Annotated in this window: 26 protein-coding genes; 19 read left to right on the forward strand and 7 right to left on the reverse strand. The window is 41.2% G+C overall.

Annotated elements, in window-relative coordinates:
- The first annotated feature begins 27 nt into the window (after window positions 1-27).
- On the forward strand, window positions 28-1,035 hold the full coding sequence (locus AAEY78_RS03185) for a DNA-directed RNA polymerase subunit alpha (protein ID WP_182407068.1): 1,008 nt from the start codon (window positions 28-30) through the stop codon (window positions 1,033-1,035).
- A gap of 19 nt (window positions 1,036-1,054) precedes the next feature.
- Window positions 1,055-1,414, forward strand: a complete 360-nt coding sequence (gene rplQ, locus AAEY78_RS03190) for a 50S ribosomal protein L17 (protein ID WP_182407069.1) — start codon at window positions 1,055-1,057, stop codon at window positions 1,412-1,414.
- Between the two features lie 93 nt (window positions 1,415-1,507).
- On the opposite strand, the gene AAEY78_RS03195 is transcribed toward rplQ, so the two are convergent.
- Entirely contained in the window at window positions 1,508-2,128 is a 621-nt protein-coding gene (locus tag AAEY78_RS03195; RefSeq protein ID WP_352337243.1) for an L-threonylcarbamoyladenylate synthase, read from the reverse strand.
- A gap of 193 nt (window positions 2,129-2,321) precedes the next feature.
- The gene (locus tag AAEY78_RS03200; RefSeq protein ID WP_352337245.1) at window positions 2,322-3,110 is read right to left on the reverse strand and encodes an elongation factor P hydroxylase; all 789 of its coding nucleotides are present in this window, start codon (window positions 3,108-3,110) and stop codon (window positions 2,322-2,324) included.
- Window positions 3,111-3,262: 152 nt separating this feature from the next.
- Here AAEY78_RS03200 and AAEY78_RS03205 point away from each other — a divergent pair, with 152 nt between their 5' ends.
- From AAEY78_RS03205 to lysM, 6 genes are all read left to right on the forward strand, one after another.
- A complete protein-coding gene (locus tag AAEY78_RS03205) occupies window positions 3,263-3,862 on the forward strand; it encodes a YceD family protein (RefSeq protein WP_352337246.1) in 600 nt (199 codons plus the stop codon).
- Between the two features lie 322 nt (window positions 3,863-4,184).
- Complete coding sequence (gene rpmF, locus AAEY78_RS03210) at window positions 4,185-4,367, forward strand: 50S ribosomal protein L32 (protein ID WP_062533653.1); 183 nt, start codon at window positions 4,185-4,187, stop codon at window positions 4,365-4,367.
- Window positions 4,368-4,672: 305 nt separating this feature from the next.
- Window positions 4,673-5,641, forward strand: coding sequence for an ACP S-malonyltransferase (gene fabD, locus AAEY78_RS03215; protein WP_352337248.1), 969 nt, complete (start codon window positions 4,673-4,675; stop codon window positions 5,639-5,641).
- Window positions 5,632-6,366, forward strand: coding sequence for a 3-oxoacyl-ACP reductase FabG (gene fabG / locus AAEY78_RS03220; RefSeq protein ID WP_352337328.1), 735 nt, complete (start codon window positions 5,632-5,634; stop codon window positions 6,364-6,366). Before fabD ends, fabG begins: the two co-directional genes overlap by 10 nt.
- A 257-nt stretch (window positions 6,367-6,623) precedes the next feature.
- The gene (acpP, locus tag AAEY78_RS03225; protein WP_352337250.1) at window positions 6,624-6,860 is read left to right on the forward strand and encodes an acyl carrier protein; all 237 of its coding nucleotides are present in this window, start codon (window positions 6,624-6,626) and stop codon (window positions 6,858-6,860) included.
- A 381-nt stretch (window positions 6,861-7,241) separates the two neighbouring features.
- Entirely contained in the window at window positions 7,242-7,751 is a 510-nt protein-coding gene (lysM, locus tag AAEY78_RS03230; protein WP_352337251.1) for a peptidoglycan-binding protein LysM, read from the forward strand.
- Window positions 7,752-7,907: 156 nt separating this feature from the next.
- On the opposite strand, the gene queG is transcribed toward lysM, so the two are convergent.
- Entirely contained in the window at window positions 7,908-9,086 is a 1,179-nt protein-coding gene (queG, locus tag AAEY78_RS03235; RefSeq protein WP_352337253.1) for a tRNA epoxyqueuosine(34) reductase QueG, read from the reverse strand.
- A 167-nt stretch (window positions 9,087-9,253) separates the two neighbouring features.
- On the opposite strand from queG, the gene AAEY78_RS03240 reads away from it, so the two are divergent.
- Window positions 9,254-11,071 carry an NAD(P)H-hydrate dehydratase gene (locus tag AAEY78_RS03240; RefSeq protein WP_352337255.1) on the forward strand — a complete coding sequence of 606 codons (1,818 nt, stop codon included), beginning with the start codon at window positions 9,254-9,256 and terminating at the stop codon, window positions 11,069-11,071.
- Between the two features lie 90 nt (window positions 11,072-11,161).
- On the opposite strand, the gene AAEY78_RS03245 is transcribed toward AAEY78_RS03240, so the two are convergent.
- The gene (locus tag AAEY78_RS03245) at window positions 11,162-11,575 is read right to left on the reverse strand and encodes a DUF4124 domain-containing protein (protein ID WP_352337257.1); all 414 of its coding nucleotides are present in this window, start codon (window positions 11,573-11,575) and stop codon (window positions 11,162-11,164) included.
- 1,031 nt (window positions 11,576-12,606) lie between these two features.
- Here AAEY78_RS03245 and AAEY78_RS03250 point away from each other — a divergent pair.
- From AAEY78_RS03250 to AAEY78_RS03280, 7 genes are all read left to right on the forward strand, one after another.
- Window positions 12,607-14,319 carry an acetolactate synthase 3 large subunit gene (locus tag AAEY78_RS03250; protein ID WP_352337330.1) on the forward strand — a complete coding sequence of 571 codons (1,713 nt, stop codon included), beginning with the start codon at window positions 12,607-12,609 and terminating at the stop codon, window positions 14,317-14,319.
- Window positions 14,319-14,816 (forward strand): acetolactate synthase small subunit, encoded by a 498-nt coding sequence (gene ilvN, locus AAEY78_RS03255; RefSeq protein WP_352337260.1) that lies wholly within the window; start codon window positions 14,319-14,321, stop codon window positions 14,814-14,816. Before AAEY78_RS03250 ends, ilvN begins: the two co-directional genes overlap by 1 nt.
- Window positions 14,817-14,993: 177 nt before the next feature.
- Window positions 14,994-16,010: a ketol-acid reductoisomerase gene (gene ilvC, locus AAEY78_RS03260; protein WP_352337261.1), complete on the forward strand. Its 1,017-nt coding sequence runs from the start codon at window positions 14,994-14,996 to the stop codon at window positions 16,008-16,010.
- A 286-nt stretch (window positions 16,011-16,296) separates the two neighbouring features.
- Window positions 16,297-16,725, forward strand: a complete 429-nt coding sequence (locus tag AAEY78_RS03265; RefSeq protein WP_352337331.1) for a hypothetical protein — start codon at window positions 16,297-16,299, stop codon at window positions 16,723-16,725.
- 424 nt (window positions 16,726-17,149) lie between these two features.
- On the forward strand, window positions 17,150-17,362 hold the full coding sequence (locus AAEY78_RS03270; protein ID WP_057758834.1) for a cold-shock protein: 213 nt from the start codon (window positions 17,150-17,152) through the stop codon (window positions 17,360-17,362).
- A 552-nt stretch (window positions 17,363-17,914) separates the two neighbouring features.
- Window positions 17,915-18,664, forward strand: a complete 750-nt coding sequence (locus AAEY78_RS03275) for an electron transfer flavoprotein subunit beta/FixA family protein (protein WP_352337264.1) — start codon at window positions 17,915-17,917, stop codon at window positions 18,662-18,664.
- Window positions 18,665-18,758: 94 nt separating this feature from the next.
- Window positions 18,759-19,691 (forward strand): electron transfer flavoprotein subunit alpha/FixB family protein, encoded by a 933-nt coding sequence (locus AAEY78_RS03280; RefSeq protein WP_352337266.1) that lies wholly within the window; start codon window positions 18,759-18,761, stop codon window positions 19,689-19,691.
- 113 nt (window positions 19,692-19,804) lie between these two features.
- Here the strand turns inward: AAEY78_RS03280 and AAEY78_RS03285 are convergent, their stop codons facing one another.
- Both AAEY78_RS03285 and AAEY78_RS03290 read right to left on the reverse strand, forming a co-directional pair.
- Window positions 19,805-20,599, reverse strand: coding sequence for a TrmH family RNA methyltransferase (locus tag AAEY78_RS03285; protein ID WP_352337268.1), 795 nt, complete (start codon window positions 20,597-20,599; stop codon window positions 19,805-19,807).
- A gap of 53 nt (window positions 20,600-20,652) precedes the next feature.
- Window positions 20,653-21,636: a class 1 fructose-bisphosphatase gene (locus AAEY78_RS03290; protein ID WP_352337270.1), complete on the reverse strand. Its 984-nt coding sequence runs from the start codon at window positions 21,634-21,636 to the stop codon at window positions 20,653-20,655.
- 387 nt (window positions 21,637-22,023) lie between these two features.
- On the opposite strand from AAEY78_RS03290, the gene AAEY78_RS03295 reads away from it, so the two are divergent.
- The 3 genes from AAEY78_RS03295 to AAEY78_RS03305 all read left to right on the forward strand — a co-directional run bounded on the left by AAEY78_RS03295 (window position 22,024) and on the right by AAEY78_RS03305 (window position 24,844).
- Window positions 22,024-23,067, forward strand: coding sequence for an aspartate carbamoyltransferase catalytic subunit (locus tag AAEY78_RS03295; protein WP_352337271.1), 1,044 nt, complete (start codon window positions 22,024-22,026; stop codon window positions 23,065-23,067).
- A 72-nt stretch (window positions 23,068-23,139) separates the two neighbouring features.
- On the forward strand, window positions 23,140-24,351 hold the full coding sequence (locus AAEY78_RS03300; RefSeq protein WP_352337273.1) for a dihydroorotase: 1,212 nt from the start codon (window positions 23,140-23,142) through the stop codon (window positions 24,349-24,351).
- A complete protein-coding gene (locus tag AAEY78_RS03305) occupies window positions 24,344-24,844 on the forward strand; it encodes a DUF2127 domain-containing protein (RefSeq protein WP_352337274.1) in 501 nt (166 codons plus the stop codon). Before AAEY78_RS03300 ends, AAEY78_RS03305 begins: the two co-directional genes overlap by 8 nt.
- Before the next feature lie 108 nt (window positions 24,845-24,952).
- Here the strand turns inward: AAEY78_RS03305 and AAEY78_RS03310 are convergent, their stop codons facing one another.
- A complete protein-coding gene (locus AAEY78_RS03310) occupies window positions 24,953-26,227 on the reverse strand; it encodes a cation:proton antiporter (protein ID WP_352337276.1) in 1,275 nt (424 codons plus the stop codon).
- Between the last annotated feature and the right edge of the window lie 22 nt (window positions 26,228-26,249).

The following is a 26,249-nucleotide window of genomic DNA, read 5'->3' on the forward strand; positions in this document are numbered from 1 at the left end:
ACCAGTTAAATAAATCGAGGTGACATCATGATGCTAAATGCAACTGAGTTTCTAACGCCTAACGCCATTAACGTGGACACGGTTAATGAAACGATCGCGAAAGTCACACTCGAACCGTTAGAGCGCGGCTTTGGGCACACCTTAGGTAATGCCTTACGTCGCATCTTGCTATCTTCATTACCTGGTGCTGCTGTTATTGAAGCTGAGATTGATGGTGTTAACCATGAATACTCAACTCTTGAAGGTTTGCAAGAAGATGTATTGGACTTACTTTTGAATCTTAAAGGTTTGGCCATTACGCTTCATGACCAGAATGAAGTATTTTTGACCTTGGACAAACAAGGTCCAGGCACTATTACTGCTGCAGATATTGCCTTACCGCACAATGTGGACATTATCAATCCAGAATTGGTATTGGGTACATTAAGCGAGCGTGGCCATTTAAAAATGCGTCTGCGTGTGGTGATGGGTCGTGGATACGAGCCTGCAAATCAACGCCGTGAAGATGGTGATACCAAAGCTATTGGTCGCTTAAAACTTGATGCAAGTTTTAGTCCAGTACTGCGAGTCGCTTATCAGGTTGAGAACGCACGTGTAGAACAACGTACTGATCTTGACCGTCTTATCATTGAGCTTGAAACTAACGGCACTATCGATCCAGAAGAAGCAATTCGTAAAGCAGCTACTATTTTACAACAACAGATTTCTATCTTTGTTGATTTAGAAGCTGAAGAAGCGCCTGAGCCTGTGAAAGAAAAAGAAGAGGTCGATCCAGTGCTATTACGCCCTGTTGACGATCTTGAACTAACGGTTCGCTCAGCCAATTGTTTAAAAGCTGAAAACATTTACTATATCGGTGATTTGGTCCAGCGTTCAGAGACTGAACTACTTAAAACCCCAAATCTTGGTAAGAAATCATTAACAGAAATCAAAGACGTACTAGCATCTAAAGATTTAGAGCTGGGCATGCGCCTTGATAATTGGCCACCAGCTGATTTACGTGTTGATGATCGCTTTTCTTATCGTAGCCGTTAAACTTTAAGGATATTTGACCATGCGCCATCGTAAGAGTGGAGTCAAGCTGGGTCGTACCAGCAGTCATCGTAAGGCAATGTTCCAGAACATGACCAACTCACTATTTGAGCATGAACTGATTAAAACAACATTACCAAAAGCGAAAGAATTACGCCGTGTTGCTGAGCCACTAATCACTATGGCTAAAGAAGACAGCGTTGCGAATCGTCGTCTAGCTTTTAGCCGTATGCGTAGTAAAGCTATGGTAGGCAAGTTATTTGGCACGTTAGGTCCTCGTTACCAAACGCGTCCAGGTGGTTATTTGCGTATCGTAAAATGCGGAAATCGTGATGGCGATAATGCACCAATGGCTTATGTAGAATTGGTCGATCGCGACTAATTTTATTATAAATATAAGCTGTGTACAAAAAAGCTCCAATTCGATTGGAGCTTTTTTGCATGTGTTATTTAGCCGACTATGATATTTGCGACGTTATAATAGCAATGACTCAACGTTAGCAGCTCCTTGTCTGATAATTTCAGGTTGGCTACTGGTCATATCAATAATAGTGGTGAGCATAGTGGTTTTGATACCAGCATTGATAAGCACGTCTATCTGATTACCTAATAGCTCTTCAATCTCGAAAGGATCATCTAGAATACCATCATGATTTGGCAGTATTAATGAGCTGGTTAAAATAGGCTCATCCATCGCCTCTAATAGTGCTTGAGCAATAGCATTGCTTGGTACCCGAATACCGATGGTTTTTTTCTTTGTATGAGCCAATCTTTTTGGTACATCTTTGGTTGCATTTAAAATAAAGGTAATTGGCGCAGGTGTATGTGCTTTAAGCTGTTTAAATTGCACATTGTCTACTGCAGCATAATTGGCAATCTCACTTAAGTCACGACATAGTAAGGTAAATTGATGTTTATCATCAAGTTCACGGATACGTTTAAGTTTTTCTAACGCATCCTTTGCACCTAAGCGACAGCCAAAAGCGTAGCTAGTATCCGTTGGGTAAATGATTAACTGATCCTTGCGTAACAATTCTGCCACTTGTTCAATCAGACGTGGCTGTGGGTTTTCTGGATGAATATAAAATATTTGCATAACAATTCCTTATTTTATAATTATTAGATTTTGGTTATTAAAGATATGATGATAAAATGCTTTTAATATAGATATTATTAGCTTTGCTAATGTGTAAACTACTGCTATTCCTAGATAGTATAGCGTAAAGCAAATATAAGTTTATAGTTAAGGCATTACTGTGAGTAGAGAACCAGTCATATTGGCAGATAGGCTAAGAAGTTTTGCAAACTTTTAATAAACCATGTAGCAAAGTTTTAGCGTCAGGCGGTAGGGTGTCTGGTTTAGCAAGATAGGTTTGGGCTTGTTGGTAAACATCCTGAGCAAAGGTGCTGGCGCTAGTATCAAAATCTGCAAATAGATTGTCTTGTGACACCTGAAAAAGGCGTCCACAGACTAAGGTAAATAAGCACTCTAAAGCTTGTGGTTTAATTTCAACACGCTCAAATGCTTGTTGCTGAGCCGCTGAACGTCCATCAGCTGCATACCAGTAGCCAAAGTCAGGAAGCAGTCTGCGCTGTGGACCTGCCACGCAAAAATGGCTTATTTCATGCAGTGCACTGGCAAAAAAACCATGAGCAAACTCAATTCTTGCAGGTTGGTTATTCTGTGCAGGGAAGTATTCTGGCTCGCAAGTACCACGAACTAATATCACTTGTTTATGATTAAATAAATGATTAAATAATATAATTAGCCAGTCTGTCATTGCTTGTTCGCTATCTTTAACTGAAGAATTACCATGTATAGCGACCTCAGCTAAGTTCTGTTTGACCGATCCACATTTTTTGACTAATTCTTTTGAGAGGTGAGTAGGTTGCTGATTGACTAGATATTGCCACTGTAACGACAGCTTTCTTAATTGAGCGTCAGTTTCAACATTAATGCTGCCATCAGTCAGGTTGCTTTTTTTACTTTGTCGTTTTTCTAGATACGAAAATAAATTTTTGCGTTCAATAGTCGATAGTAAATTTGCGAAGTTAGACTGAGTGAGAGACGTTATCATAAGTAAATATTTAACCAATAAGAAATTGTAAAGCAAAGTGTTCTATATATTTAGTAGAAAAAATATTAACATACTAGCGCTAGCGCAATAAGGCACTTTCCGTTAGTATGACTGGCAATATTATACATCGTTTTTGATCAATGAGGCCGCGTATGTCTAGCACTCCAGCAAACAAACCATCAGCGGTTCGCGCTGACGATACTAAAACCTCTTCATTATTCAGTGTTCCTGAGTATTTGCCTTTGGATAAATGGGCGGATACTGGTTTTGAATGGTTCGGTCCAGTAGCGCCATTGTCTTTTGATCGTCTGCTTCCTGCATTGAATGACGAGCATGAGCAGTCAAATTTAGAAATTTCAGTAAATTTATACCGTCGTAATAATGTATTGTATCTTACCTTTACCGTTACCGGCGCAATATGGTTGACATGTCAACGTTGTTTGCAACCGATTAATATTGATTTATCCGATGATCATGATATTGCCTTATTTGAAGATGAAAGCCAAGTTCGCCTCGTTAATGACGAACAAGATTTCTTATTGTTGTCAGAAGTGGTCAGTGATCGGACACCTGAGAATTTATTGCTACTTAAGAATATTATTGAAGATGAAATATTGTTAAAAACACCTCTCGCCCCAAAGCATGACGATTGTGAGATGAGTGTTGCGCAAGTAGGAGACTTACCAGAAGAAGAGGAAGAGGAAAATCCTTTTGCTGCTTTATTGTCTTTAAAAGGTAAATTATCTAATTGATGTTAAGTATTTAGTACCCTGTCAGATAGGATTTTAATCTGCCTAGATAGGTTTGGGCGATAAGCTTTCATGAGAAGCATAAAATGGGGGTTTATTATTGCTGCAAACCTGCGTATAATGGCCGATTTATTGCATACTTGCTAATAAAACCCGATTGATCAAATTATCCATAGAGTTTAGATTTAATTGGATTTTTATTGCACGTGGCACATCAAATAATTTAATGATGCGTAAGGCTTAGGTTGTTGTGATTAGATAGCCTGTGTCAGTATCGTCTAAAGCTGAATTTCAAGCTTATCCCTTTAAGTATAGGAGCTATATCATGGCCGTTCAAAAAAGCCGCAAAAGCCGTTCACGTCGTGACATGCGCCGTTCACATCACCATATGACTGTGGCTGAACTAAGCGTTGATGCCACTACAGGTGAAAAACATCGTCGTCATCATATGACTAAAGATGGTTTTTACCGTGGTCGTCAATTGTTCAAAGTTAGTCAAGAGGCTTAATTTATCACTATACAGTAGGGGATTTAGGAATGCAGTGGTAGCCAATATGAGCCATAACAATTCTAATCTGTTGCTAGTAGACGGTAAATGTTAAGCTAACAAAAGCCAAGTTATTTCGCTATCATATATTATGTGGCTGGATGACTTGGCTTTTTTTGTGAGTTTAATTTTCTGCAATAATGTTTAGGACTCCATTTTTGTTCGACTCCAGCTAATTCTAGAGAGCTCTTTTTCTAGACAGTTCTTTTAAAATATCGTTTTATTTATTCTCAGTACCTCTCCAATTCATCTAAGGAATATGGGCTATGGCATCTGTACCTGATATAAAAATAACACAGCCACCTCGCATTGCGGTTATCTTTCCTGGGCAAGGTTCACAAGCGGTCAATATGGCAGCTGAACTTGCTGAAGTATATCCACAAATTCATGAAACTTTTGCTGAGGCTAGCTCAGCGCTTGGCGAAGATTTGTGGGCAATTTGCCAAGATGAAGAGCAACTGAATCAAACCCAGTATACTCAGCCTGCATTATTGACAGTCAGTATCGCTCTGTGGCGTATTCTAGAAGATAAGTTGACGCACGTGCCTTGTTATTTGGCAGGTCATTCTTTAGGAGAATATAGCGCGTTATGTGCCGCTGGTGTACTCTCTTTTGCTGATGCAGTACAATTGGTACATAAGCGCGGACAGTTAATGCAGCAAGCAGTGATAGACGTTGATACAGCGATGGCAGCCGTGTTGGGGCTCGAAGATAGTCGAGTTGAGACTTTATGTGAGCAGGCAGCTGAGCATGTGGAAGGTGCGGTAGTGGGCGCGGCGAACTTTAACAGTCCAGGACAAGTGGTGATATCAGGCAATGCAGCGGGCGTTAATGCAGTGATTGATAAAGTACAGAATACGGGCAAAAAAGCCATTCCGTTAAAGGTCAGTGTACCGTCACATTGTGCATTGATGAAACCTGCTAGCAGTGCGCTTGCTGAAGCGTTGGCTGCTATTAAATTTGATCAAGCGACTATTCCGGTCATTCAAAATCGTCATGCGCGCGTTGAAACAGGTATTCAAGGGGTTAAGCAGGCATTGACTGAGCAGTTGAGTGAACCGGTATTGTGGTCACAAACCATGCAAGCATTATCTGACAAACAAATTAATATTTTGATTGAATGTGGTAGTGGCAATGTACTTAGCAACTTGGCAAAACGTCAAGCCCAACCTATTATTAGCTATCCTATTGACAAACCTGCCCGACTCGACAAATTAATAGAGGTATTATCATGAGCCGTACGATTATTTTAGTCACTGGTGCCAGCCGTGGTATTGGTAAAGCCGTTGCAAAGCGTTTTGCTAAAGAAGGTCATTTTGTTATTGGTACTGCCACTACTGAAAAAGGCGCTGCTCTTATTGATGGCTACCTACATGATGCGGGCGGTATTGGACGCGTATTGGATGTCCGTGATAGTGCACAGATTGATAAGCTGTTCGAAGAGATTGAAAGTGTCTACGGCGCGGTACAAGTATTAGTGAATAATGCCGGTATTACCCAAGACGGTCTGCTGATGCGTATGAAAGATGATGATTGGGAAAATGTTATTGATACCAATTTGACTTCTATATATCGCATGAGTAAACGCGCAGTTCGTGGCATGATGAAAGCCCGCCGTGGTCGCATCATTAATATCAGCTCAGTGGTTGCGCAAATGGGTAACGCTGGACAGTCAAACTATGCAGCGACTAAAGCTGGCGTAGAAGGCTTTAGCCGTACGCTTGCCCGCGAAATAGGATCACGTCAGGTAACGATTAATTGTGTTGCACCAGGTCTTATTGAAACAGACATGACTGATGAGCTTGATGAGCGTCTACTAAATTCGATGCTGGATGCTGTGCCAATCGGTCGTTTGGGGCAGCCTGAAGATATCGCTGCAGCTGTATCATTTTTAGCCAGTGATGAAGCCAGTTATATTACTGGAGCCGTTATTCCTGTTAACGGTGGTATGTACATGTAACATGAATTAAAACGTTACACTTCGATAATAAAAAACTGTGTGAACGAGTGTAAACTATAATCAACGGTGCTATAATACTGGATACTTTTTTATTAAAGACTGCTATTATTATTTACTGATAGTATGCATTCAATGGCTGCCAAAGCTGTTATAACATAATAATATGCTCAGACTAAAACTGTTAAATGGTCTGATTGGCAGTCAAGTAATTCTATAACTTTATGGTTTTTTTAAATTAATAAATAGGAGTAACACATATGAGTAATGATACTGAACAAAGAGTGAAGTCAGCAGTTGCAGAGCAATTGGGTATGAACATTGAAGACGTTAAAAACGAATCTTCTTTCATGGAAGATCTTGGCGCTGATTCATTAGATTTGGTTGAGCTTGTTATGTCATTCGAAAGTGATTTTGGTATCACTATTCCTGATGAAGATTCAGCTGAATTGACCACTGTTCAAAAAGCTGTTGATTATGTACAAGCACAACTATAATTTATCTTTGATACTTTTATAGTATGAAGTTAAGTTATAAGCTGTGTTTGTAACCGTTTATCTTAATAGATAGACGGTTTTTTTTGCTTTGAAATTCCTTGTGTTTATTAAGCGCTTATAAGATTTTCAATTGAGTTAGTCACGTATATAGTATTATCAATTTCTTAAGAAAGATTAAATTCTATTAACATAGACCACGTGAATACAACATTACTCAACATACGATTACTATAAAAAAATTTTAGCTTTGGTATACTTTTTGGCAGTGGTAAGCACAAGGTTTAATAATTAATAAATTAGATATGTTATTAAGTTAATGCATTACCATATTTTGATTATAACTAACAACAATGATGAATAATAAAAGTAAAGGGGTATTACATGGGTGTTTTCAGTTTTGCAAAAGATATTGGTGATAAGATTTTTAATCGTGATGATGCTAAACATCAAGCAAAGGTAGAAACCAACGCTTCTACCAGTACACCAGTGAAAGAAAGCGAGCCTAGTGCGCAATCAGTAGCTAATATCTTATTACGCCGAATTCAACAGCAAAATCTTAATATTAGTGATTTAAAAGTAAAATATAATGGCACGACTGATACAGCAGAAATTAGTGGTTCAGCGAGAACCCAAGCAGATCGTGAAAAAGCTATTATCGCGATTGGTAATGTTCAGCATGTTGCTAAAGTGATTGATAATATTAGCATCGAAGAAGATGCACCGGAATCAACCATGTATACGGTAAAATCTGGCGATAGCTTGTCTAAGATTGCTCAAAGTGTATATGGCAGCACTGATGATTATATGAAGATATTTGAAGCGAACAAACCTATGTTATCTGACCCAAATAAAATTTATCCAGGTCAAGTACTACGCATTCCAAAGCCATAATATGACGTCTTTTTATCTTTTATGGTAAAGAACGTGATTTTAAAATAAGTTGTAATAAAAGCTCTTCTACATGGTAGAAGGGCTTTTTTATGGTTTTAGTACCAGAGAATAAAAGGTCTAAAATAACGCAAAATATTATTCTGGCATTGTTATTGGTTAACTTTTTTTAGTATTATTTATTTTCATTTCTTGTTCTTTTATTGCCCAAATAATATGCTCATCAAGTGTGTCATCATGCATACCAAGCTTAAAGCGTAGCTGGTCAATATGATATTGCTGACCCGTTGCATTACCCAAGGCAATAGCAATATTTCTTAAAAAACTAATATAACCTGTACGTCTAATAGGACTACCTTGCGTTTTCTGTAAAAACTCTTCTTCATCCCAGTTCCATAAGGTGATTAAGTCACTATTATCAAGATTGTGGCGCGGCGCAAAATCTTCGACTGCGGTTATTTTTGCATAACGATTCCACGGGCAAATCAGTTGGCAATCATCACAGCCAAATATTCGATTACCGATAGCACGGCGATACTTGATATCTATCGTCCCTTTATGCTCGATAGTGAGGTAAGAGATGCAGGCAGCAGCATTCAGCTCATAAGGCGCGACTATCGCTTGAGTGGGACAGATATCAATACAAGCGCTACAACTACCACAATGAGAAGCAACAGGCTTATCGTCAGGCAACTCCAAGCTAATAAAGAGCTCGCCCAACACAAAAAACGAACCGGCTTGCTTATTAAGTAGCAAAGTATGTTTGCCAGTCCAGCCAAGTCCCGCAGCATCTGCTATTGGTCGCTCAAAAATAGGTGCTGAATCACTAAAGGGACGAAATATAAAATCAGTGTTATGCCCAATATCTAAGTGTTGCCATTCAGGAAGCATGGCTTCAATATCTAGGGCAAGCTGTTTGAGGCGGCTGCGCATGGTCTTGTGATAATCGCGACCACGGGCGTAGCGGGCGATGATGGCACTATTAGGATGACTATTGTCGCTGACAGTACGCGGTGTTGGCGCTTGGGTAAGGTAATCCATACGTACACTAATGATGGTTTTTGCGCCTTCGACCAGCTGCTCAGGATTGGCGCGCAATTCATGATTATTATGCATAAATTGCAATTGTCCTTCGTAACCTTTATCAAGCCAAGATTGTAGCTGCGTGATTTGTTCAGCAAATAAAGGATGGTGTACTGATAAAAATCCGCAGTCGGCAAATCCTAAACTTTGCGCTTGTAATTTAATCCAATTTTTCACATCAATAGGCGTATTAAAGATTAAAGTTTCAGCCGTTGTAATAGCTAAAGATTTTTTTGAAACGGATTTTATAGTCATAGGGGTCAAAACAGGCTGAGATGAATGTGACTATAATAAGCCAGATAAGCTAGCATGCAAAAGTAAAAAACAAAAAATCGTGGTTAAAATGGCATTAAATGAGGCAAGTTTTGCTGGGCTAATGCTAACAATTGACTAAAACAGCAGACAATATTAGAGGTTTGAGTATGCAGAGATATAACCATTCTACTTCTTCCTCATCAGCTGCAACTAACGCTGTGGCGTTATATAGTAGTGAGCAAATTTATGCGATGGAGCAGGCGTGGTTTGCTCAAGGATATAGTAGCTTTGCGCTAATGCAGCAAGCAGCCTGGCAAATGAGCCAGCATATTATTAAAATGTACAATTCTCATGTTATAGACATATCTCATCGCAACTGCTATCAGCAAGATAATAGAGAACAGCCGCCACATGCCTATATTTGGGTAGGTAATGGTAATAATGGCGGTGATGGCTGGCTGGTCGCCCTATATTTGCAGCAAGCAGGTTGGCAGGCACAGGTCATTACAGTGGGTCAAAATGATACTGAAAGTGATGAAATTGTCAGTGAGGCTGAGATAAATGAGCAAATTGCTAGAGAAAGCCATTTAATAACTATATCCGATACAAGAAAAGCGCAGCAAATGGCGATTAATGCAAATTGCCCTTATCAACGTTTCGAAGATACTGAAATCACTAGCGCTAATCCAAGTCTATCTACATCAACAAGCCGATTACCTTATGCAGAAGTTTATATCGATTCGCTCTTTGGCATTGGGCTTGACCGTAAGCCTATAGGTATTTATCAACAAGCTATCACAAGTTTTAATCACTTTGCAAAAGCTGATAAAGCGTGGGTAGTTGCTCTCGATATACCGAGTGGACTTGTGGCGTCAACGGGTCAGGTTTATGACCAAGTGGCCATACAAGCCGACGTTACCTTGTGTCTTATTGCTCGTAAATTTGGGCTGCATACAAAAGATGGAATGGACCATGCGGGTACAGTAATTGATATACCGCTGATACCTTATGATTCTAAAGTAGTGCCGACAGCAATGTTATTGACAAGGGCAAGACCAATACCTGCACGTCGGCAGAATAGCTATAAAGGCAGCTATGGGCATGTCCTTATTATCGGCGGTAATCGAATGGGTGGCTCGCAAGGAATGGGCGGTGCGGCGATTTTATCTGCCTCAAGCGCTATGGCAACAGGTGCGGGTAAAATAACCGTCGCCTGTCACCACGCTTTTCATGGTGCATTATTGACCTCATTACCAGATGCCATGACGATTGATTTACACGATAAAGCTGGAGTAAAACACCTGATTCAAGAGGCAAGTGTAATAGCTATTGGGATGGGCTTAGGGCGTGATAAGGCAGCAGAAATATTATTTGTGGATTATATTCGAGCGGCAATATTATGTGAAAAATCTATCATCATCGATGCCGATGGTCTTTATCATCTGGCAACCTTACACAATAATAAAAACTCGCTCGTAAGCGATCTGAAAAAATATGCTATCGAACATGAGGTTTGCTTAACACCGCATAGTGGAGAGGCGGCAAAATTACTTGATACAGAAGTAGAGGCTATAGAAGCAAATCGCTTGGTTGCTATTTCTCAGTGCGCTCAACTATATGGTGGGAATTGGGTGCTTAAAGGTGCAGGTTCTTTAATATTAGAGCAATCTGCAGTGCAGAGTCAGCTATACGTTTGCGGCGTTGGCAATGCTGGCATGGCAACGGCTGGGATGGGAGATGTCTTATCAGGTATTATTGTAGGATTGCTTGCTCAGCAAGATTTGGTAAATGAACAGCGCAGTTTGTCTCAAGCTGTCCTGATACATGGTCTGGCAGGGGACAGCTTAGTAAGAGATGCAGCAGATTGCCAAGTATCGCATAATGAGCAACAACGAACTCATTTTACTATCGGACAGCGTGGGCTACAAGCACAAGATATGCCCGTAGCGATACGTCATCTTATGAACAAAATTACAGTATTATGAATAGATTTTTAATTACATAAAGCTTAAGAGTATTGATGATCAAGGAGCAAGGTGTCGGACTTATCAAGGCTTAAGCTTTATGTTTTCAACTTAACTACAATACTGCGTGATGGCTTGCTGGACGCGCTCGCGTTTGACTTCAATTTCGCGACTGTCAAGATATTGACGTTTGCCATTATCGTCCATTTCATAGATCCGTCCACCTACACTTAGGTTGGTTAGGTTATTACGTAGAGATTGGCAGCGCTGGGCGTTGGCGTTGGCCTCTTGTTCCTGAATCCGGGCTTCCAATTGTGCCACGCGCTGGTCTTCAGGAGACTGTGTCGGTACATTTTGGGTAGCATTGGTTTTACCTGCCATTTTACCAGTATCCGTTTGGCGACCATCACTACGGAACTCAATCACCTCAATTTTTTTGCTATTTTGCGGTGGATACTGGCTATATTTTACTTCACCATGAGCACCAATAGATTTATAAACTTGAATGGCATGGCTGGCGTGCATGGTAAGCGCCAACAGACACGTAGTACTGACAGTAAGCAGTAACTTTGTGAGCCTATTTTTTAAAATAAAGTGTGCGATGATGACAATCCTTGTGGCTTTAAAAAGGGGGGTAGAAAAGCACTCTTAAGAGGTCAGCGTAAACATAGTATGACGTGATAAAAATAGCGCTTTTGCTGGCAATTATAAAAAAAACTAACAAACAATATTCTACCAAAAAATAATTATGAATGTATATTATTTCATAACCATTAGTTAGGCACAGGTTTCATAAGTTTTTCTTGACAATAAGGGTCAAACCACCGACTATAATAGCAGTTGATTGGTCAGTGAGCGACTTTTATAATATTGTCGCTGCACTTGAAGATGAGACTTATCGGTCTACTTATCGGTAGATGGATTAAGATTATCCTCTTTGTGACAGGGGTACAACAAATAAAGATAGCCAAAATATGCGCTATTGTACCCATTGTTTCCGGACTTATCGGTCTACAATGACTAAGATAAACTTATTATTTTGAATGCATTAAACAGGATGTTGGTGTTAAACGTTATAATTTCAGGTAAGGCTCATACTTATAACCATTAGTGATGAGTAAGTAACTAGGTTTCAAATATAGGGTTGAGGTGATGGTCTATACCATGACTTTAATAAATAGTCTCTATCAATTGTTATTCTTATCCTACCGATTATTAAACGTATCCTTTCTTGGTTTCTAGCTGTATTCACTGCAATCTGTATTTTTGCAAGTAATAAGCCTTTCTTATAAAGATATGTTCATATCTTAGCATCGTATTCTGTTAAATCTATGTTACCTCATTGACCATATAAATTGCTGAGTTAAAGCCGCTTGTTGCCGAAGTAAGCAACGACTTTGACATTAATAGCATACATTTTTGATAGGGATAAGGTGACGACAGTGACGCAAACTACGCAAAGTCCGAACATGACAGGTCATACCCAAACGGGTAATGCTGCCAAAAATTTCGGTGAAAAACAACAGCAGCTTGCTGAAGCTACTAACCAGCCAGTTATGATGACTGGCGCTGAGATGTTGGTACAAGCACTGACAGATCAAGGTGTCAAATACATCTTTGGTTATCCCGGTGGTGCAGTTCTGCATATTTATGATGCATTATTCCAACAAGATAATATTGAGCATATCTTAGTGCGCCATGAGCAAGCCGCCGGTCACATGGCAGATGCTTATTCGCGCGTCACTGGTGATGCGGGTGTGGTGCTGGCGACCTCAGGTCCTGGTGCAACCAATACCGTAACTGCGATTGCTACTGCCTTTATGGACTCTGTTCCTATGGTAGTAATTGCAGGACAGGTACCGACGAGCTTAATCGGTGAAGATGCGTTCCAAGAAACAGATATGATAGGCGTGTCGCGTCCCATCGTGAAGCACAGCTTTCAGGTACGTCACGCCAGCGAAATCCCAGGAATTGTTAAAAAGGCATTTTATATTGCCGAGTCTGGTCGCCCAGGTCCGGTCGTGATTGATATCCCTAAAGACATGACAGCGCCCAATGAGAAATTTGCTTACAGCTACCCTGAAGAGGTCTTTGTACGCTCTTATCAGCCGTCAATAAGTGGTCATAGTGGTCAGATTAAAAAAGCGGTTGAAACCTTATTAGCAGCCAAACGTCCAGTAATATATGCGGGTGGTGGTGTAATTTGGAGCAAAGCGCACGAAGAGCTGACTGAGCTTGCGCATCGCTTGAATCTGCCGGTTACCAATACCTTAATGGGTTTGGGTACGTTCCCAGGTGATGATGCTCAGTTCTTAGGCATGCTAGGCATGCATGGCAGATATGAAGCCAATATGAGCATGCATCATGCGGATGTTATACTTGCTATCGGTGCGCGCTTTGATGACCGCGTGACCAATAATGTGAAAAAATTCTGTCCAAATGCGACCATTATTCATATCGATATCGACCCGACGTCTATCTCAAAAACCATCTTAGCTCACATTCCTATCGTTGGTGATGTTAAGTCAGTCCTGACAGATATGTTACAGATTATCGGTGAAGATAAGACGCTGGATCAGCAAGCGCTTAACGATTGGTGGTCACAAATTAACGAATGGCGTAAGCGTCATGGCTTACGTTATGACACCAGTACAGAGCACGGCATTAAGCCACAAGCGGTGGTACAGGCGTTAGATAAAGTGACTAACAGTAATGCGATTATTACCAGTGATGTCGGTCAGCATCAGATGTTTGCTGCGCTGTATTACACCTATAAAGAGCCGGGTCAATGGCTAAATTCAGGTGGTTTGGGTACGATGGGCGTTGGCTTACCGTATGCGATGGCAGCAAAGCTTGTTAATCCCGAACGCGATGTGGTGTGTATCACCGGTGAAGGCTCTATTCAGATGAATATCCAAGAGCTGTCTACCTGCTTGCAGTATAATTTACCTGTTAAAATATTGAACTTAAACAATGCGCAATTAGGCATGGTTAAGCAGTGGCAAGATATGCTTTATGATGGTCGTCACGCTCAGTCTTATATGAACTCGTTGCCAGATTTTGTTAAATTAGCCGAAAGCTATGGTCACGTCGGTATTAAAATTACCGACCCTGAAACCATGGAAGCACAATTGGCGGAAGCCATGGCGATGAAAGACAAATTGGTATTTATTGACGTTTATATCGATCGTAATGAGCATGTATATCCGATGCAAATCGCAGGGCAAACGATGCGTGATATGTGGTTATCAAAAGGGGAGCGTACCTAATGCAACAACAACATCTGATTTCGGTATTAATGGAAAACGAAGCGGGGTCGTTGTCGCGCTTGATCGGTTTATTCTCTCAGCGTGGTTATAACATTGAAACGCTAAATGTTGCGCCTACAGAAGATCCGTCTATTTCACGCTTAACCTTGACTACTATTACCTCACCTGAGAAAATTGAGCAAGTCACTAAGCAACTGCATAAATTGATTGAAGTAGTCAAAGTATTAAATTTATCAGAGACTGTCCACGTTGAGCGCGAATTGATGCTCATTAAAGTGCGTGCTACAGGCAGTAGTCGTGATGAAATCAAACGCAGCGCTGATATCTTTCGTGCGCAAATTGTCGATGTGAATGCTAATTTATACACCATTCAAATCGTTGGTGATACTGCGAAGCTTGATGGCTTTATTGACGTGATTGGGCGCGAACGTATTTTAGAAGTGGTTCGCTCAGGCGTGATTGGTATTGCACGCGGTGAAAAAACCCTTAGTGTATAATATCCGCTTTGCCGTTCGTGCTTGAATGATAAAAGCATGAAGGGTGAAAAATTATTATACATAAAACTATTTATTTCAAATTTAAAATGACGCTTCTATCACCGGTTTTTTAAAAGGATGGTGATACAAGTATTAACTACCCATGGCTCTCCATGATTGAGGAAAAGGACTCTACCTATGAACGTTTTTTACGATAAAGATTGTGATTTATCTATCATCCAAGGCAAAAAAGTAGCTATTATCGGTTACGGCTCGCAAGGTCATGCGCATGCATTGAACCTACAAGACTCTGGTGTGGATGTGACCGTTGGTCTACGCGCTGACTCAGGTTCATGGAAAAAAGCTGAAAATTCTGGCTTAAAAGTTGCTGAAGTTGCCGATGCCGTAAAAGCAGCTGACGTCGTCATGATTTTGACGCCTGATGAGTTCCAAAAAGCGCTCTATCAAAACGAGATTGAACCTAACATCAAAGAGGGCGCAACTCTTGCCTTTGCTCATGGTTTTGCCATTCACTATAACCAAGTAGAGCCACGTGGCGATCTTGACGTCATTATGGTTGCTCCTAAAGCACCTGGTCACACCGTACGTAATGAATTCGTGAAAGGTGGTGGTATTCCTGATCTTATCGCTATCTACCAAGATGCTTCTGGTCAAGCCAAACAATTAGCGCTATCTTACGCTGCTGGTGTTGGTGGCGGTCGCTCAGGTATCATCGAAACTACCTTCAAAGACGAAACTGAAACGGATCTTTTTGGTGAGCAAGCAGTACTATGTGGCGGCGCCGTTGAGCTCGTTAAAATGGGTTTTGAAACCTTAACTGAAGCTGGTTATGCACCAGAAATGGCATACTTCGAGTGCTTGCATGAGCTTAAGCTTATCGTTGACTTAATGTATGAAGGCGGTATCGCTGATATGAACTATTCAATCAGTAACAACGCTGAATATGGCGAATATGTAACTGGTCCTGAAGTGATCAATGAGCAATCACGTGAAGCGATGCGTAATGCGCTAAAACGTATTCAATCTGGTGAATACGCGAAGATGTTCATCTCTGAAGGTGCGACCAACTATCCATCAATGACGGCTCGTCGTCGTAACAATGCTGAGCATCAAATTGAAGTCACTGGCGCTAAATTGCGCGGTATGATGCCATGGATTGGTGGTAACAAAATCATTGATAAAGATAAAAACTAAGAATAATTTTTAGCTATTACCTTGTCATTTATGATAAAAAATAGACAGTTGCCCACGTTATCATAGTATAGCGTGGGTTTTTTATTGCCTCTGCCATTCTATAAATAAATAAACAGAGCTGCTATAACTTATTATATTCTCTACTGCTTTGATTGCTTTAACCTAAATCAGATATTGGACTTGAAAAGAATTGTTAAGCGCCCATATAAAAGCCGGTAAATGCTCCTAAAATAGAAATACTTCTTTCTGCTCCTTTTTTATTCTAAATATAGGTTATATCGTGTCAATGTTGTCAATGTCTTTTCCACAGTGGCTAACGCCGCAATTCGCCTATCTTGTTTTTAGTGCCATCGTTGCCACTCTTATTTGGATAGAAGGGGGCATGCTTAAACGTAATGGCGGGAAATTACCCAAGTCAGCCTTTTTTCAGATATGCTCGTTAATAGATACCGCATGGTTTTTTGTCTCTACGGTCATGCTTTATATGCTTGATTTTACGCCTTTAGCTATAGTAGTACCGGCAGCTTATGGTATCTATACCGTCTTTGGCTGGATTTATGGTACGCGATTGCTTAAGCGCCGCGGTATTCCTGATTCCCCGGCGGATTTAATCGTACCGCCGAAGTACATTGCTTATAGCCAATCTTTTGCGCTTGTTTTCTTTATATTGTGTATTTTAGTCATTACTCAGTCTTGGTTTGCGATTGCTATTTAGTAAAAAAATACTATTTATTAAATAAGAGATGTTATAAATAATTTATCGATTTATGTTCCTTAACGAAAATAATTATGATTTAATTCGAAATGCCTGTGTATAGCGTTAGTGCTTAAAAGCTTAATTTTATTTGTATTATAAAATTTAGAGCCAAGATAAGCTTTTGGACAATATGTTTTATTATGAACATAAGTCGTACAAATTACCCATAAATTAATTACAAAAACACTCAATTTAATGTTCCATTGCTAGAAAAAACTGCTATACTAGCCTTGTATCCATTGGATTCCAGACCAAAACTCCTTATAACTTTGTTGAATATAATGACGCTAGGTTAAGCAGATGCTTAGGAATTGAACGGATATATATCAATTAATCGGTGACGACATACGTCTCACCAACAGTTAAAGAGTTAGGAAAATTTATGTCAGATAAAGTTGAAGGCACTGTAAAGTGGTTTAATGAAGCTAAAGGTTTTGGTTTCATCGCTCAAGATAACGGCGGCCAAGATGTATTCGCTCACTACAGCGCTATCCAAGGTAACGGCTTCAAAACTCTAGCCGAAGGCCAAAAAGTGTCTTTCATCTTAGGTGATGGCAAAAAAGGCCCACAAGCTGAGCAAATCGAAGCTATCTAATTTTGCAAACTATAAGTATCGGTTAATCTATTAACTAATACTTATAAGCAAAATTAACAAAGAGCATTGATTACTTTGTTTGTTAAAAAAACAAAAATATTGTTAGATTGTAGAAAAAAAGCAACCTCTTATCAGGTTGCTTTTTTTGTGCCTAAATTTCTTAATCGTACCTTCTACATGACTGCATTATCATCATTATTAGTATCCAACAATTATTATTGTATTGAGCGCTAAAGGGATATGCTATACGTTTTAAATAGTTCTGCACTGTAATAACAAAAATAACAACAAAACTTTAAATATAAAAGCTGTGAGCAATGTTACAAAAGGGATGGCAAAATTAAAGAGCTTAATCGCTAGTTATAACGATTGCCGTCAAATCGCAGTCAATATGCTATTTTTTAACACTGTGTTAATAAATTTATGACGCATTATTCACGGCATCGTCTTGACCTTAAGGGTATGGTCACGCAAGATAGCAAGGTCTAATAAAAAGTCAGTTGGATTGCATTGAGAGATTTTTAATTCATAACATTAATAAAAGAGGGACGTATGAAAGCATTAGTCGCGGTTAAGCGTGTCATAGATTATAACGTTAAAGTTCGTGTGAAAGCAGATCAGTCGGGCGTTGATTTAACGAACACTAAAATGTCTATCAATCCGTTTGATGAGATTGCTGTGGAAGAAGCGGTGCGTCTAAAAGAAGCAGGCGTTATCGATGAGATTATTGTGGTTTCTATCGGACCAAAAGAGTCGCAAGAACAAATCCGTGCCGCATTGGCATTGGGTGCTGATCGTGGCGTGTTAGTACAAACAGATGCGAAGCCTTATCCGCTACAAGTGGCTAAGATTCTAAAGAGCATTGCTGAGCAAGAAGCTACTGATATTATTCTATTGGGTAAGCAAGCCATTGATGATGATAATAATCAAACAGGGCAAATGCTAGCTGCCCTTATGGGTATTGGTCAAGGCACTTTTGCTTCAGAAGTAAAAGTTGAAGGCGATAAAGTTAACGTTACTCGTGAAGTAGACGGTGGTTTGCAAACTGTAGCATTGGCATTACCAGCGGTGATTACTACTGACTTGCGTCTCAATGAGCCGCGTTACGCTAAGCTACCAAATATCATGAAGGCAAAGAAAAAACAACTTGATGAAAAAACGCCTGCTGACTTTGGTGTCGATATGACTTCTAAACAAGAAATTATAAAAGTCGTGCCGCCTGCTGAACGCAAGGCTGGCATTAAGGTTGCATCAGTTGATGAATTGATTGATAAGCTACGTAATGAAGCGAAAGTCATTTAATCGATTGCGATTGTTTGCATAGGATTACAAAAGCTTAATGTCCTATGTGAGAAGCCATAAGACACTATGAACAAATATATTAAGGATAAGAATAATGGCAATTTTAGTATATGCAGAACATGACAATGCCAGTCTAAAAAAGGCGACGTTAAATACCATTACCGCAGCAAAGCAAATAGGTGATGAAGTGCACGTCTTGGTTGCTGGCAGCGGCAACCAAGCAGCAGCAGAGGAAGCTGCAAAAGCGGAAGGAGTGAGCAAAGTATTGGTTGCTGATAATGCTGTTTATGAGCATCAAATGGCTGAGAATATCGCGTTATTGGTTGCCGATATTGCAGGCAGTTATAGCCATGTTTTAGCGGCTGCGACCACAACTGGTAAGAACTTTATGCCACGTGTTGCCGCGTTACTTGATGTCAGTATGATTTCGGATATCACGGCAGTGGTTGATGCGCAGACATTTGAACGTCCCATCTACGCTGGTAATGCGACCGCAACTGTCAAAACGACTGAAGATAAAATTGTATTGACCGTACGTACCACAGGTTTTGATGCGGCGTCTTCTGAAGGTGGCTCAGCGACTATTGAAGCTATTGCCAGTGTACAAGAGTCGGGCAAAGCAAGCTTTGTTCATGAGGAGATGGCAAAATCGGATCGTCCAGAATTGACGTCTGCTTCAATCGTCGTATCAGGTGGTCGTGCATTGGCAAATGGTGAAAACTTTACTAAATATATCGAGCCATTAGCAGACAAGCTGGGCGCGGCAATTGGTGCATCACGCGCTGCAGTTGATGCGGGCTACGTACCAAATGATATGCAAGTTGGGCAAACCGGTAAAATCGTTGCGCCAGACTTATATATTGCTGCGGGTATTTCAGGTGCCATTCAGCATCTAGCGGGTATGAAAGACTCTAAGGTCATTGTTGCTATTAATAATGACCCTGATTCGCCTATCGCCAGCGTTGCCGATTATTTCTTAGAAGCAGACTTGTTCACAGCATTGCCAGAATTAACCAGCAAGCTTTAATTTTTATTTTATAACTGGCTTGGCTTTGTCACTTCTTTAATGAAAAATCCCGCTACTTATTAATAGCGGGATTTTTTTATAGATTTAATTTCTAATGATTAACAAGTAGAAAATCAGCGATATTGGCGCTGGCGCAAGGTTTCATAGAGACATAAGGCACCAGCAATCGCGACATTTAAACTTTCTTGACCATTAGGCTGTGGTAAGGCAATGGGCGTTGCGCATTGCATCAGCTCAGCGCATACCCCTTGACCTTCATGCCCCATAATCCATGCCAGCGGTGCCTCTAAATTATGCTCATAAATCACTGTATCCGTATGCGAACTGGTCGCAAACAGGGGAACTTTAACATGATCTAAAATGTCAGCATTACTTAGCCCTTCATAAATATTCAAGGCAAATTGCGCGCCCATACCGGCACGTAAAGTCTTAGGCGACCAAGCTTGCGCTGTACCAGTGGTACAGAGAATATTGCTGATGCCAATTGCCGCTGCCGTGCGCAATAATGTGCCAACATTACCGCTGTCTTGCACGTCATTTAAAATCAGGCAGTCATCATTAATGAGTGGCAAGCTGGGCGCTGGGATAGTGACAATTGCCATAATATCAATGCCGGTGCCAAGACTGCGAATACTGGCATATAGCGCATCTGACAAAGTCAAAATAGGCGTATAGGTCGGTAGGCGCGTTAACACCTGCTGCACCTCAGCATCGGCATGAGCTGACTCTGAGAGCAAAATGTGCACAAACGGATAGTCACTACGTAAGCCAGCATCAATTAGATGTACGCCTTCTAAGATAGTCTGTCCCCATTTTTTACGTTGCCGTGCTTGGGTCAATAAAGCTTTTGCCAGCTTTACCGTTTGGTTTTTATCTGAGGTAATCAGCTCATTAGCATAGGGTGTCATAACAGACCAATTAAAAGTAAATGAAATTGAAGGCAGTTTGGGTAAAGCTAATATTAAGCATCGGCATGTTGGACGTGTAATTTTTTCACATATTCAACTTCATTTTTACTGCCCAATACCACAGGAACGCGCTGATGAATATCGTTTGGTTCAATATCAAGAATGCGGTTTACAGCGTCGGTCGCACTACCGCCAGCACGTTCAATCAATAGGCTCATGGGATTGGCTTCATACATCAAGCGCAGTTTACCGGGTTTTTTGATATCCTTAGTATCAAAAGGATAGGTAAACAGACCGCCGCGACATAAGATACGGTGCACATCGCCCACCATAGCAGCTACCCAGCGTGTATTAAAATCACGACCGCGCACGCCAGTATGACCAGCAACCAGTTCATCGATATATTGTTGCATAGGTGCGCGCCAGTAGCGGTAGTTGGAGCCATTAATCGCATATTCGCTGGTGTCGGCATCGATTTGTACGGCTTCTTCAATCAGCACATAGTCGCCGCTATCGGGGTCTAGGCTAAACATAACGACGTTATCGGCAACGGTCAAAGCAAGCATGGTAGAGGTACCATATAATAGATAACCAGCAGCAAGCTGTTGATTGCCCGCTTGTAAAAAGTCGCTATCGGCACTTACTTGACCTTGACGGTGATACGGTAATATAGAAAAAATCGTTCCGACCGCCATATTGATATCAATATTTGATGAACCATCAAGTGGATCAAATAATACCAGCAAACTACCGTCAGCGTTGGCAGGCGTGGCATGGTCTAATTCTTCTGAAGCAACCCCAGCGCAATGCGGGTTTTGCGCCAAAGCATCAAGTAATAAATCATTAGCAAGCACATCAAGCTTTTTTTGGTCTTCGCCCTGCACGTTTTGATTGCCCGCTTCACCTAAAATATCTGCCAACGCGCCTTTTCTTAACAGTTGTGAGATGGTCTTACCCACATCAGTAATGGTTGTAATAACGTCACTCAAGGCGGGGTCAGTTTTTGAGGTATTTAAATAATGGGCTAGGGTGGTCATAACAGTTCCTAATAAATTAGAGGCTAACAATGGGGTGGGAAGTCAAAATTAAATTGTCATATTAAAGGCTAAAGCAAGTCAAAATAAAAAATCAAATCAGGCGCTATTGAGGTAAATACACAAATAGCCTGCGCAGTATCTTTGTCCTGACTCTAAAATCAGCTACACTATCTCTATTATTTTCGTATTGACTAAGGTTTGCCACGCTTCATTATGGATATCGACGGATTCTATCCAGCACGATAGCTATAATAGCAATTTTTCCTTTGCGGTGAAGTGTAGCAAATAAGTACTGAAATGTCGTCGTATCTCTCACGATGATTGGGTCAAATCCAGATCAATAGCGCTGATAAAAGCCATCTCAACCAACGATAAAGACTGACTATTATGACAAATTCTGAAAAAAATACGCCACAATCGAATCATGAGCTTATTCATCAAAAACTAAATACGTCATTAAGTCTGCCACAGTTGAATGAGGATGGTAGTATTCGCCATTTTTTAGGAGTTGAAGGGCTAAATAAAGCCCAGCTACAAGCCATTATTGCCAAGGCTGAAACTTTTTTTGATGATAAAGGTCAGCTGATTAATAGCCCTGAGCTTGAAGGCTGTACGGTTATGAATTTATTTTTTGAACCATCAACCCGTACCCGTACGACCTTTGAGGTAGCAGAAAAACGTTTGGGTGCTAACGTGCTTAACATTGATATCGAGCGCTCTAGCACCAAAAAAGGTGAAAGCTTACGCGATACGCTGTGGAATTTGCAGGCAATGACCGCAGATATTTTTGTGGTTCGTCATTCAGCATCGGGTGCAGCACATTTTATGGCAACTGAAGTGACTCCTGATATTGCCATTATCAATGGTGGGGATGGCTGGCACGCGCATCCGACCCAAGGCATGCTCGATATGCTAACCATTCACCGCGAGGCACCGCGTCCATTTGAAGAATTATCCGTTGCCATCGTTGGTGATATTAAGCATTCACGTGTGGCGCGCTCAGATATCAGTGCGCTGCAAACGCTTGGCGTAAAGGACATCCGCGTTTGCGCCCCACGTACCTTACTACCTAAAGGTATGGAGCGCTTTGGAGTAAAAGTATACGAAAATATGGACAGCTGCGTGACTGATTGTGATGTCATCATGGGGCTAAGAATACAAAATGAGCGCATTGGCTCACCGCTCTTAGCATCATCAAATGAATATTATAAACACTACGGTATTACGCCTGAGCGTATGGCACTGGCAAAACCGGACGCCATTGTAATGCATCCAGGACCGATGAACCGCGGTGTTGAAATTGCATCGAGTGTGGCAGATGGCGCACAATCAGTCATTTTAACGCAGGTGAATAACGGTATCGCCATTCGTATGGCGGTATTATCGCTGGCGATGGAAGGGCAGCGGGCGTACCAAGCGGCTAGTGTTTAATACCTGACCTAATATCGCGCTACACTGCTTTATTCTTATTTATTTCATTTTATTGATACGGTAATAACGCTCATGTCCAACGTCACGAATTCAGCCATTCATACGCACGACTTACTTCCAAAAGCATTTAAAGAATCATTATCACCACTAGCAACCGCACGATTAGAGCAATTGACAAGCAATCATGAGACCTGGCTATTACCACCGCTTGTAGATTTGTGCGCGCGTCTGCGTGAGCCGGGTCAACAACAGCATGGCACCCTTGCGTCAGAAGGGCAGGCGGCACGTGCCAATGGTTTTTTGCATGTTGTTATTCCACCCGATACCAATCCTATTTTAGAAAATGGCTCGCTGCTCAAAGGTTTACGTGAGCGCGCATTGGAAGACGGTGGCATTTATCTGCATATTTTGGGTGCTTTAACCGCAGGACTTGAAGGCGAGCGACCCTCTAATATTGCTGGTCTAAAAAAAGGCGGCTGTATTGCCGTTTCAAATGCGCGTCAGCCCTTTGAGAATGATTTGGTGCTACTAAGGACACTTGAATACGCTGCCACATTTGGTATGAAAGTGTTCTTTTACCCTGATGAGCCAAGTTTATCAAAAGATGGTGTGGCGCATGAAGGCTACATTGCCTCTTATCATGGGCTACAAGGGATTCCATGGATTGCCGAAACCGTGGCGCTATCAACGCAGTTACTCATGGTGGAAGAGACGGGCATTGCTGCGCATTTTAGCCAATTGAGCTGCAAATCCTCAGTTGAGCTGATGCGCTGGGCAAAAGGTAAAAATTTACCTGTTACTTGTGATGTGGCGATGCACCAGTTGTATTTAACGGATGATAATTTAGAAGGGTTTAATGCCCAAGCGTACGTGCTGCCCCCATTACGGAGTAATACGGATCAGCAAGCGCTGCGTCGAGGATTGACGGATGGCACAATTGATGCCATTTGTAGTCATCATGAGCCGCTAAATAGTACCGCGAAAAAAGCACCGTTTGCCGAAAGTACGCCGGGTATCTCAAATCTTGATACCTTTATGGCGCTGGCATGTCAGCTTGTGCATGATAAGGTGCTAACTTTAGAACAATTGGTAGATAAAATATGTCTAAATCCGGCAAAAATTGCGGGTATTGAGGCAGATTATGCGCGCATTGGTGGAGCCGTTTTGGTTGACCCCAATCTAGATTGGCAAGTCACAGCGGACACCATGTTATCTAATGGTAAAAACACGCCATTTTTCAATCAGCATTTGCAAGGTCGTGTTGTGGAGACTTTCTTTGACTAAATTGTCTCGTCAAGAGGATAGCCAAATTCAGACCAGTGAAGCTAGCGAATCGATTAAAGTAGTCGCTATTTATGAGGTGGTCAAAGGTATCGGCGCTCTGTTTGGTGCGGTAGCATTGTGGCTGTGGCATAAAGATATGCAGCACTGGCTATCAACAGCAACGCACTCTTGGCATCACTATTTTGGTCAGCTGCTGGCACCTCAAGTGGCAAGCGCGGTTGACCTTGCTCAACAAGCCAGTAAAAATTGGACACTTTTTTTATTACTGATTTTTGCTTATGCCAGTTTACGCTTTGTCGAAGCCTATGGTTTGTGGCATGATAAAACGTGGGCATATTGGTTTGGCGTCATCGGTTACGGCATCTTTATTCCGGTTGAGCTGTATTACGTGGTAGTTAGCCCATTTGACTGGTTTAAATGGGCAATATTATTGCTCAATGTTGTTATCGTCATTGTGGTATATCGAAATATGAAACGTAAAGGATTGATATAAAATAAGTATTTGCTTGATGAATATTACTTCATAAATAATATTAGTAATAAAAAACCAGCCTTAAGAGGAATATCTTAAGGCTGGTTTTTTTAGAGTTAAGAATGTTTTTTAAAAATCTGCTGTCTTGTCAGTCGGACAAAGTGTCTTTGCTACTTTACCGATACTTAAGCCTTGTACTAAAATTGAGAACACCACCACCGCATAAGTGAGTGCCAATAAAATATCACGCTCCGTACCTGACGGCAGCTGTAACACTAAGGCGACTGAAATGCCACCGCGTAACCCGCCCCAAGTAAGCACTTTCCATGCGCCTATTGGTAGGTTAAGTTGGTGTCTAAACGTTCTAGTGGTCATACCGACCACGATAAGCCGCGCCAGTAGAGCGATTATGATGGTCAAACCTGCTGCAATAAACAGATTGCCAGAATAGGCAATCATGACCACTTCTAACCCGATTAAAACAAATAAAATTGCATTTAAAATCTCATCAATCAATTCCCAAAATAGGTCAATATAGTGGCGCGTTTTATCACTCATCGCCAGCTCGCGCCCGCGATTGCCCACCATTAGCCCCATCATGACCATCGCTAGCGGTCCTGACAGATGCCAGTGACTGGCAAGCGCGTAGCCCCCGATGACCCCTGCTAAGGTCAAAAGCACCTCTTCTTGATAGCTGTCGATACTTTTGAGTAAGTAGTATAAGATTGCCCCAAGTACCAAGCCAAAGACAATACCACCGCCGGCTTCAACCGCAAGCGTGTGCGCCACATAATTAGCCGTTGGAATATCACCGCTTGATAAAATGCCCAGTAGCAATACAAAAATAACCACGCCAATACCATCGTTAAACAACGACTCGCCAGCAATAACCGTTTCGATGCTTTTGGGTGCGCCAGCAGAAGACAAAATGCCCATGACTGCAATGGGATCAGTCGGCGAGATAAGCGCGCCAAACAACAAGCACCAAATAAAAGGCAGTCCAAAGTCAAACAGTGGCAGCATAAAATACAGCCCAAGCGCAATCAGCACCGCAGATATCACCGTTCCCAAACAAGCAAGAATGCCAATGGGCAATTTATAGCGTCTTAAATCACCAATATTAACGTGTAATGCACCAGCAAATAGCAACATAGAAAGCATGCCATCAAGTAAGACTTCGGTAAAATCAAGCTGGTTCAGTAAGCTCATTTCATAATCAATCAATTGATCAAAACCGAGAAAGCCTAAAAATATCGCGCCGATAGATAATAAAATAGAGATGACCATCACCCCAATCGTAGTCGGCAAGCCAATAAAACGATGATTGACATAGGTTAACAACGCAGTAATAGACAAAAAGATCGCGCTGATATCAAGGACGGTCAGACCAGTTGCAGATGCCATAAAGAGGACTCAGATTGCGTTA

Origin of the sequence: Psychrobacter sp. 16-MNA-CIBAN-0192, from assembly GCF_040309565.1 — a bacterium.
Lineage (GTDB): Bacteria > Pseudomonadota > Gammaproteobacteria > Pseudomonadales > Moraxellaceae > Psychrobacter.

Coding starts and splice junctions, on each gene's coding strand:
- ilvN (WP_352337260.1), top strand. CDS start 14,319: ATGCAACAACAACATCTGATTTCGGTATTAATGGAAAACGAAGCGGGG.
- AAEY78_RS03200 (WP_352337245.1), bottom strand. CDS start 3,110: ATGATAACGTCTCTCACTCAGTCTAACTTCGCAAATTTACTATCGACT.
- AAEY78_RS03275 (WP_352337264.1), top strand. CDS start 17,915: ATGAAAGCATTAGTCGCGGTTAAGCGTGTCATAGATTATAACGTTAAA.
- AAEY78_RS03250 (WP_352337330.1), top strand. CDS start 12,607: ATGATGACTGGCGCTGAGATGTTGGTACAAGCACTGACAGATCAAGGT.
- AAEY78_RS03310 (WP_352337276.1), bottom strand. CDS start 26,227: ATGGCATCTGCAACTGGTCTGACCGTCCTTGATATCAGCGCGATCTTT.
- AAEY78_RS03195 (WP_352337243.1), bottom strand. CDS start 2,128: ATGCAAATATTTTATATTCATCCAGAAAACCCACAGCCACGTCTGATT.
- AAEY78_RS03185 (WP_182407068.1), top strand. CDS start 28: ATGATGCTAAATGCAACTGAGTTTCTAACGCCTAACGCCATTAACGTG.
- AAEY78_RS03300 (WP_352337273.1), top strand. CDS start 23,140: ATGTCCAACGTCACGAATTCAGCCATTCATACGCACGACTTACTTCCA.
- lysM (WP_352337251.1), top strand. CDS start 7,242: ATGGGTGTTTTCAGTTTTGCAAAAGATATTGGTGATAAGATTTTTAAT.
- AAEY78_RS03270 (WP_057758834.1), top strand. CDS start 17,150: ATGTCAGATAAAGTTGAAGGCACTGTAAAGTGGTTTAATGAAGCTAAA.
- AAEY78_RS03245 (WP_352337257.1), bottom strand. CDS start 11,575: ATGCACGCCAGCCATGCCATTCAAGTTTATAAATCTATTGGTGCTCAT.
- rpmF (WP_062533653.1), top strand. CDS start 4,185: ATGGCCGTTCAAAAAAGCCGCAAAAGCCGTTCACGTCGTGACATGCGC.
- AAEY78_RS03285 (WP_352337268.1), bottom strand. CDS start 20,599: ATGACACCCTATGCTAATGAGCTGATTACCTCAGATAAAAACCAAACG.
- AAEY78_RS03280 (WP_352337266.1), top strand. CDS start 18,759: ATGGCAATTTTAGTATATGCAGAACATGACAATGCCAGTCTAAAAAAG.
- acpP (WP_352337250.1), top strand. CDS start 6,624: ATGAGTAATGATACTGAACAAAGAGTGAAGTCAGCAGTTGCAGAGCAA.
- AAEY78_RS03240 (WP_352337255.1), top strand. CDS start 9,254: ATGCAGAGATATAACCATTCTACTTCTTCCTCATCAGCTGCAACTAAC.
- queG (WP_352337253.1), bottom strand. CDS start 9,086: ATGACTATAAAATCCGTTTCAAAAAAATCTTTAGCTATTACAACGGCT.
- AAEY78_RS03265 (WP_352337331.1), top strand. CDS start 16,297: ATGTTGTCAATGTCTTTTCCACAGTGGCTAACGCCGCAATTCGCCTAT.
- AAEY78_RS03295 (WP_352337271.1), top strand. CDS start 22,024: ATGACAAATTCTGAAAAAAATACGCCACAATCGAATCATGAGCTTATT.
- rplQ (WP_182407069.1), top strand. CDS start 1,055: ATGCGCCATCGTAAGAGTGGAGTCAAGCTGGGTCGTACCAGCAGTCAT.
- fabD (WP_352337248.1), top strand. CDS start 4,673: ATGGCATCTGTACCTGATATAAAAATAACACAGCCACCTCGCATTGCG.
- ilvC (WP_352337261.1), top strand. CDS start 14,994: ATGAACGTTTTTTACGATAAAGATTGTGATTTATCTATCATCCAAGGC.
- AAEY78_RS03205 (WP_352337246.1), top strand. CDS start 3,263: ATGTCTAGCACTCCAGCAAACAAACCATCAGCGGTTCGCGCTGACGAT.
- AAEY78_RS03290 (WP_352337270.1), bottom strand. CDS start 21,636: ATGACCACCCTAGCCCATTATTTAAATACCTCAAAAACTGACCCCGCC.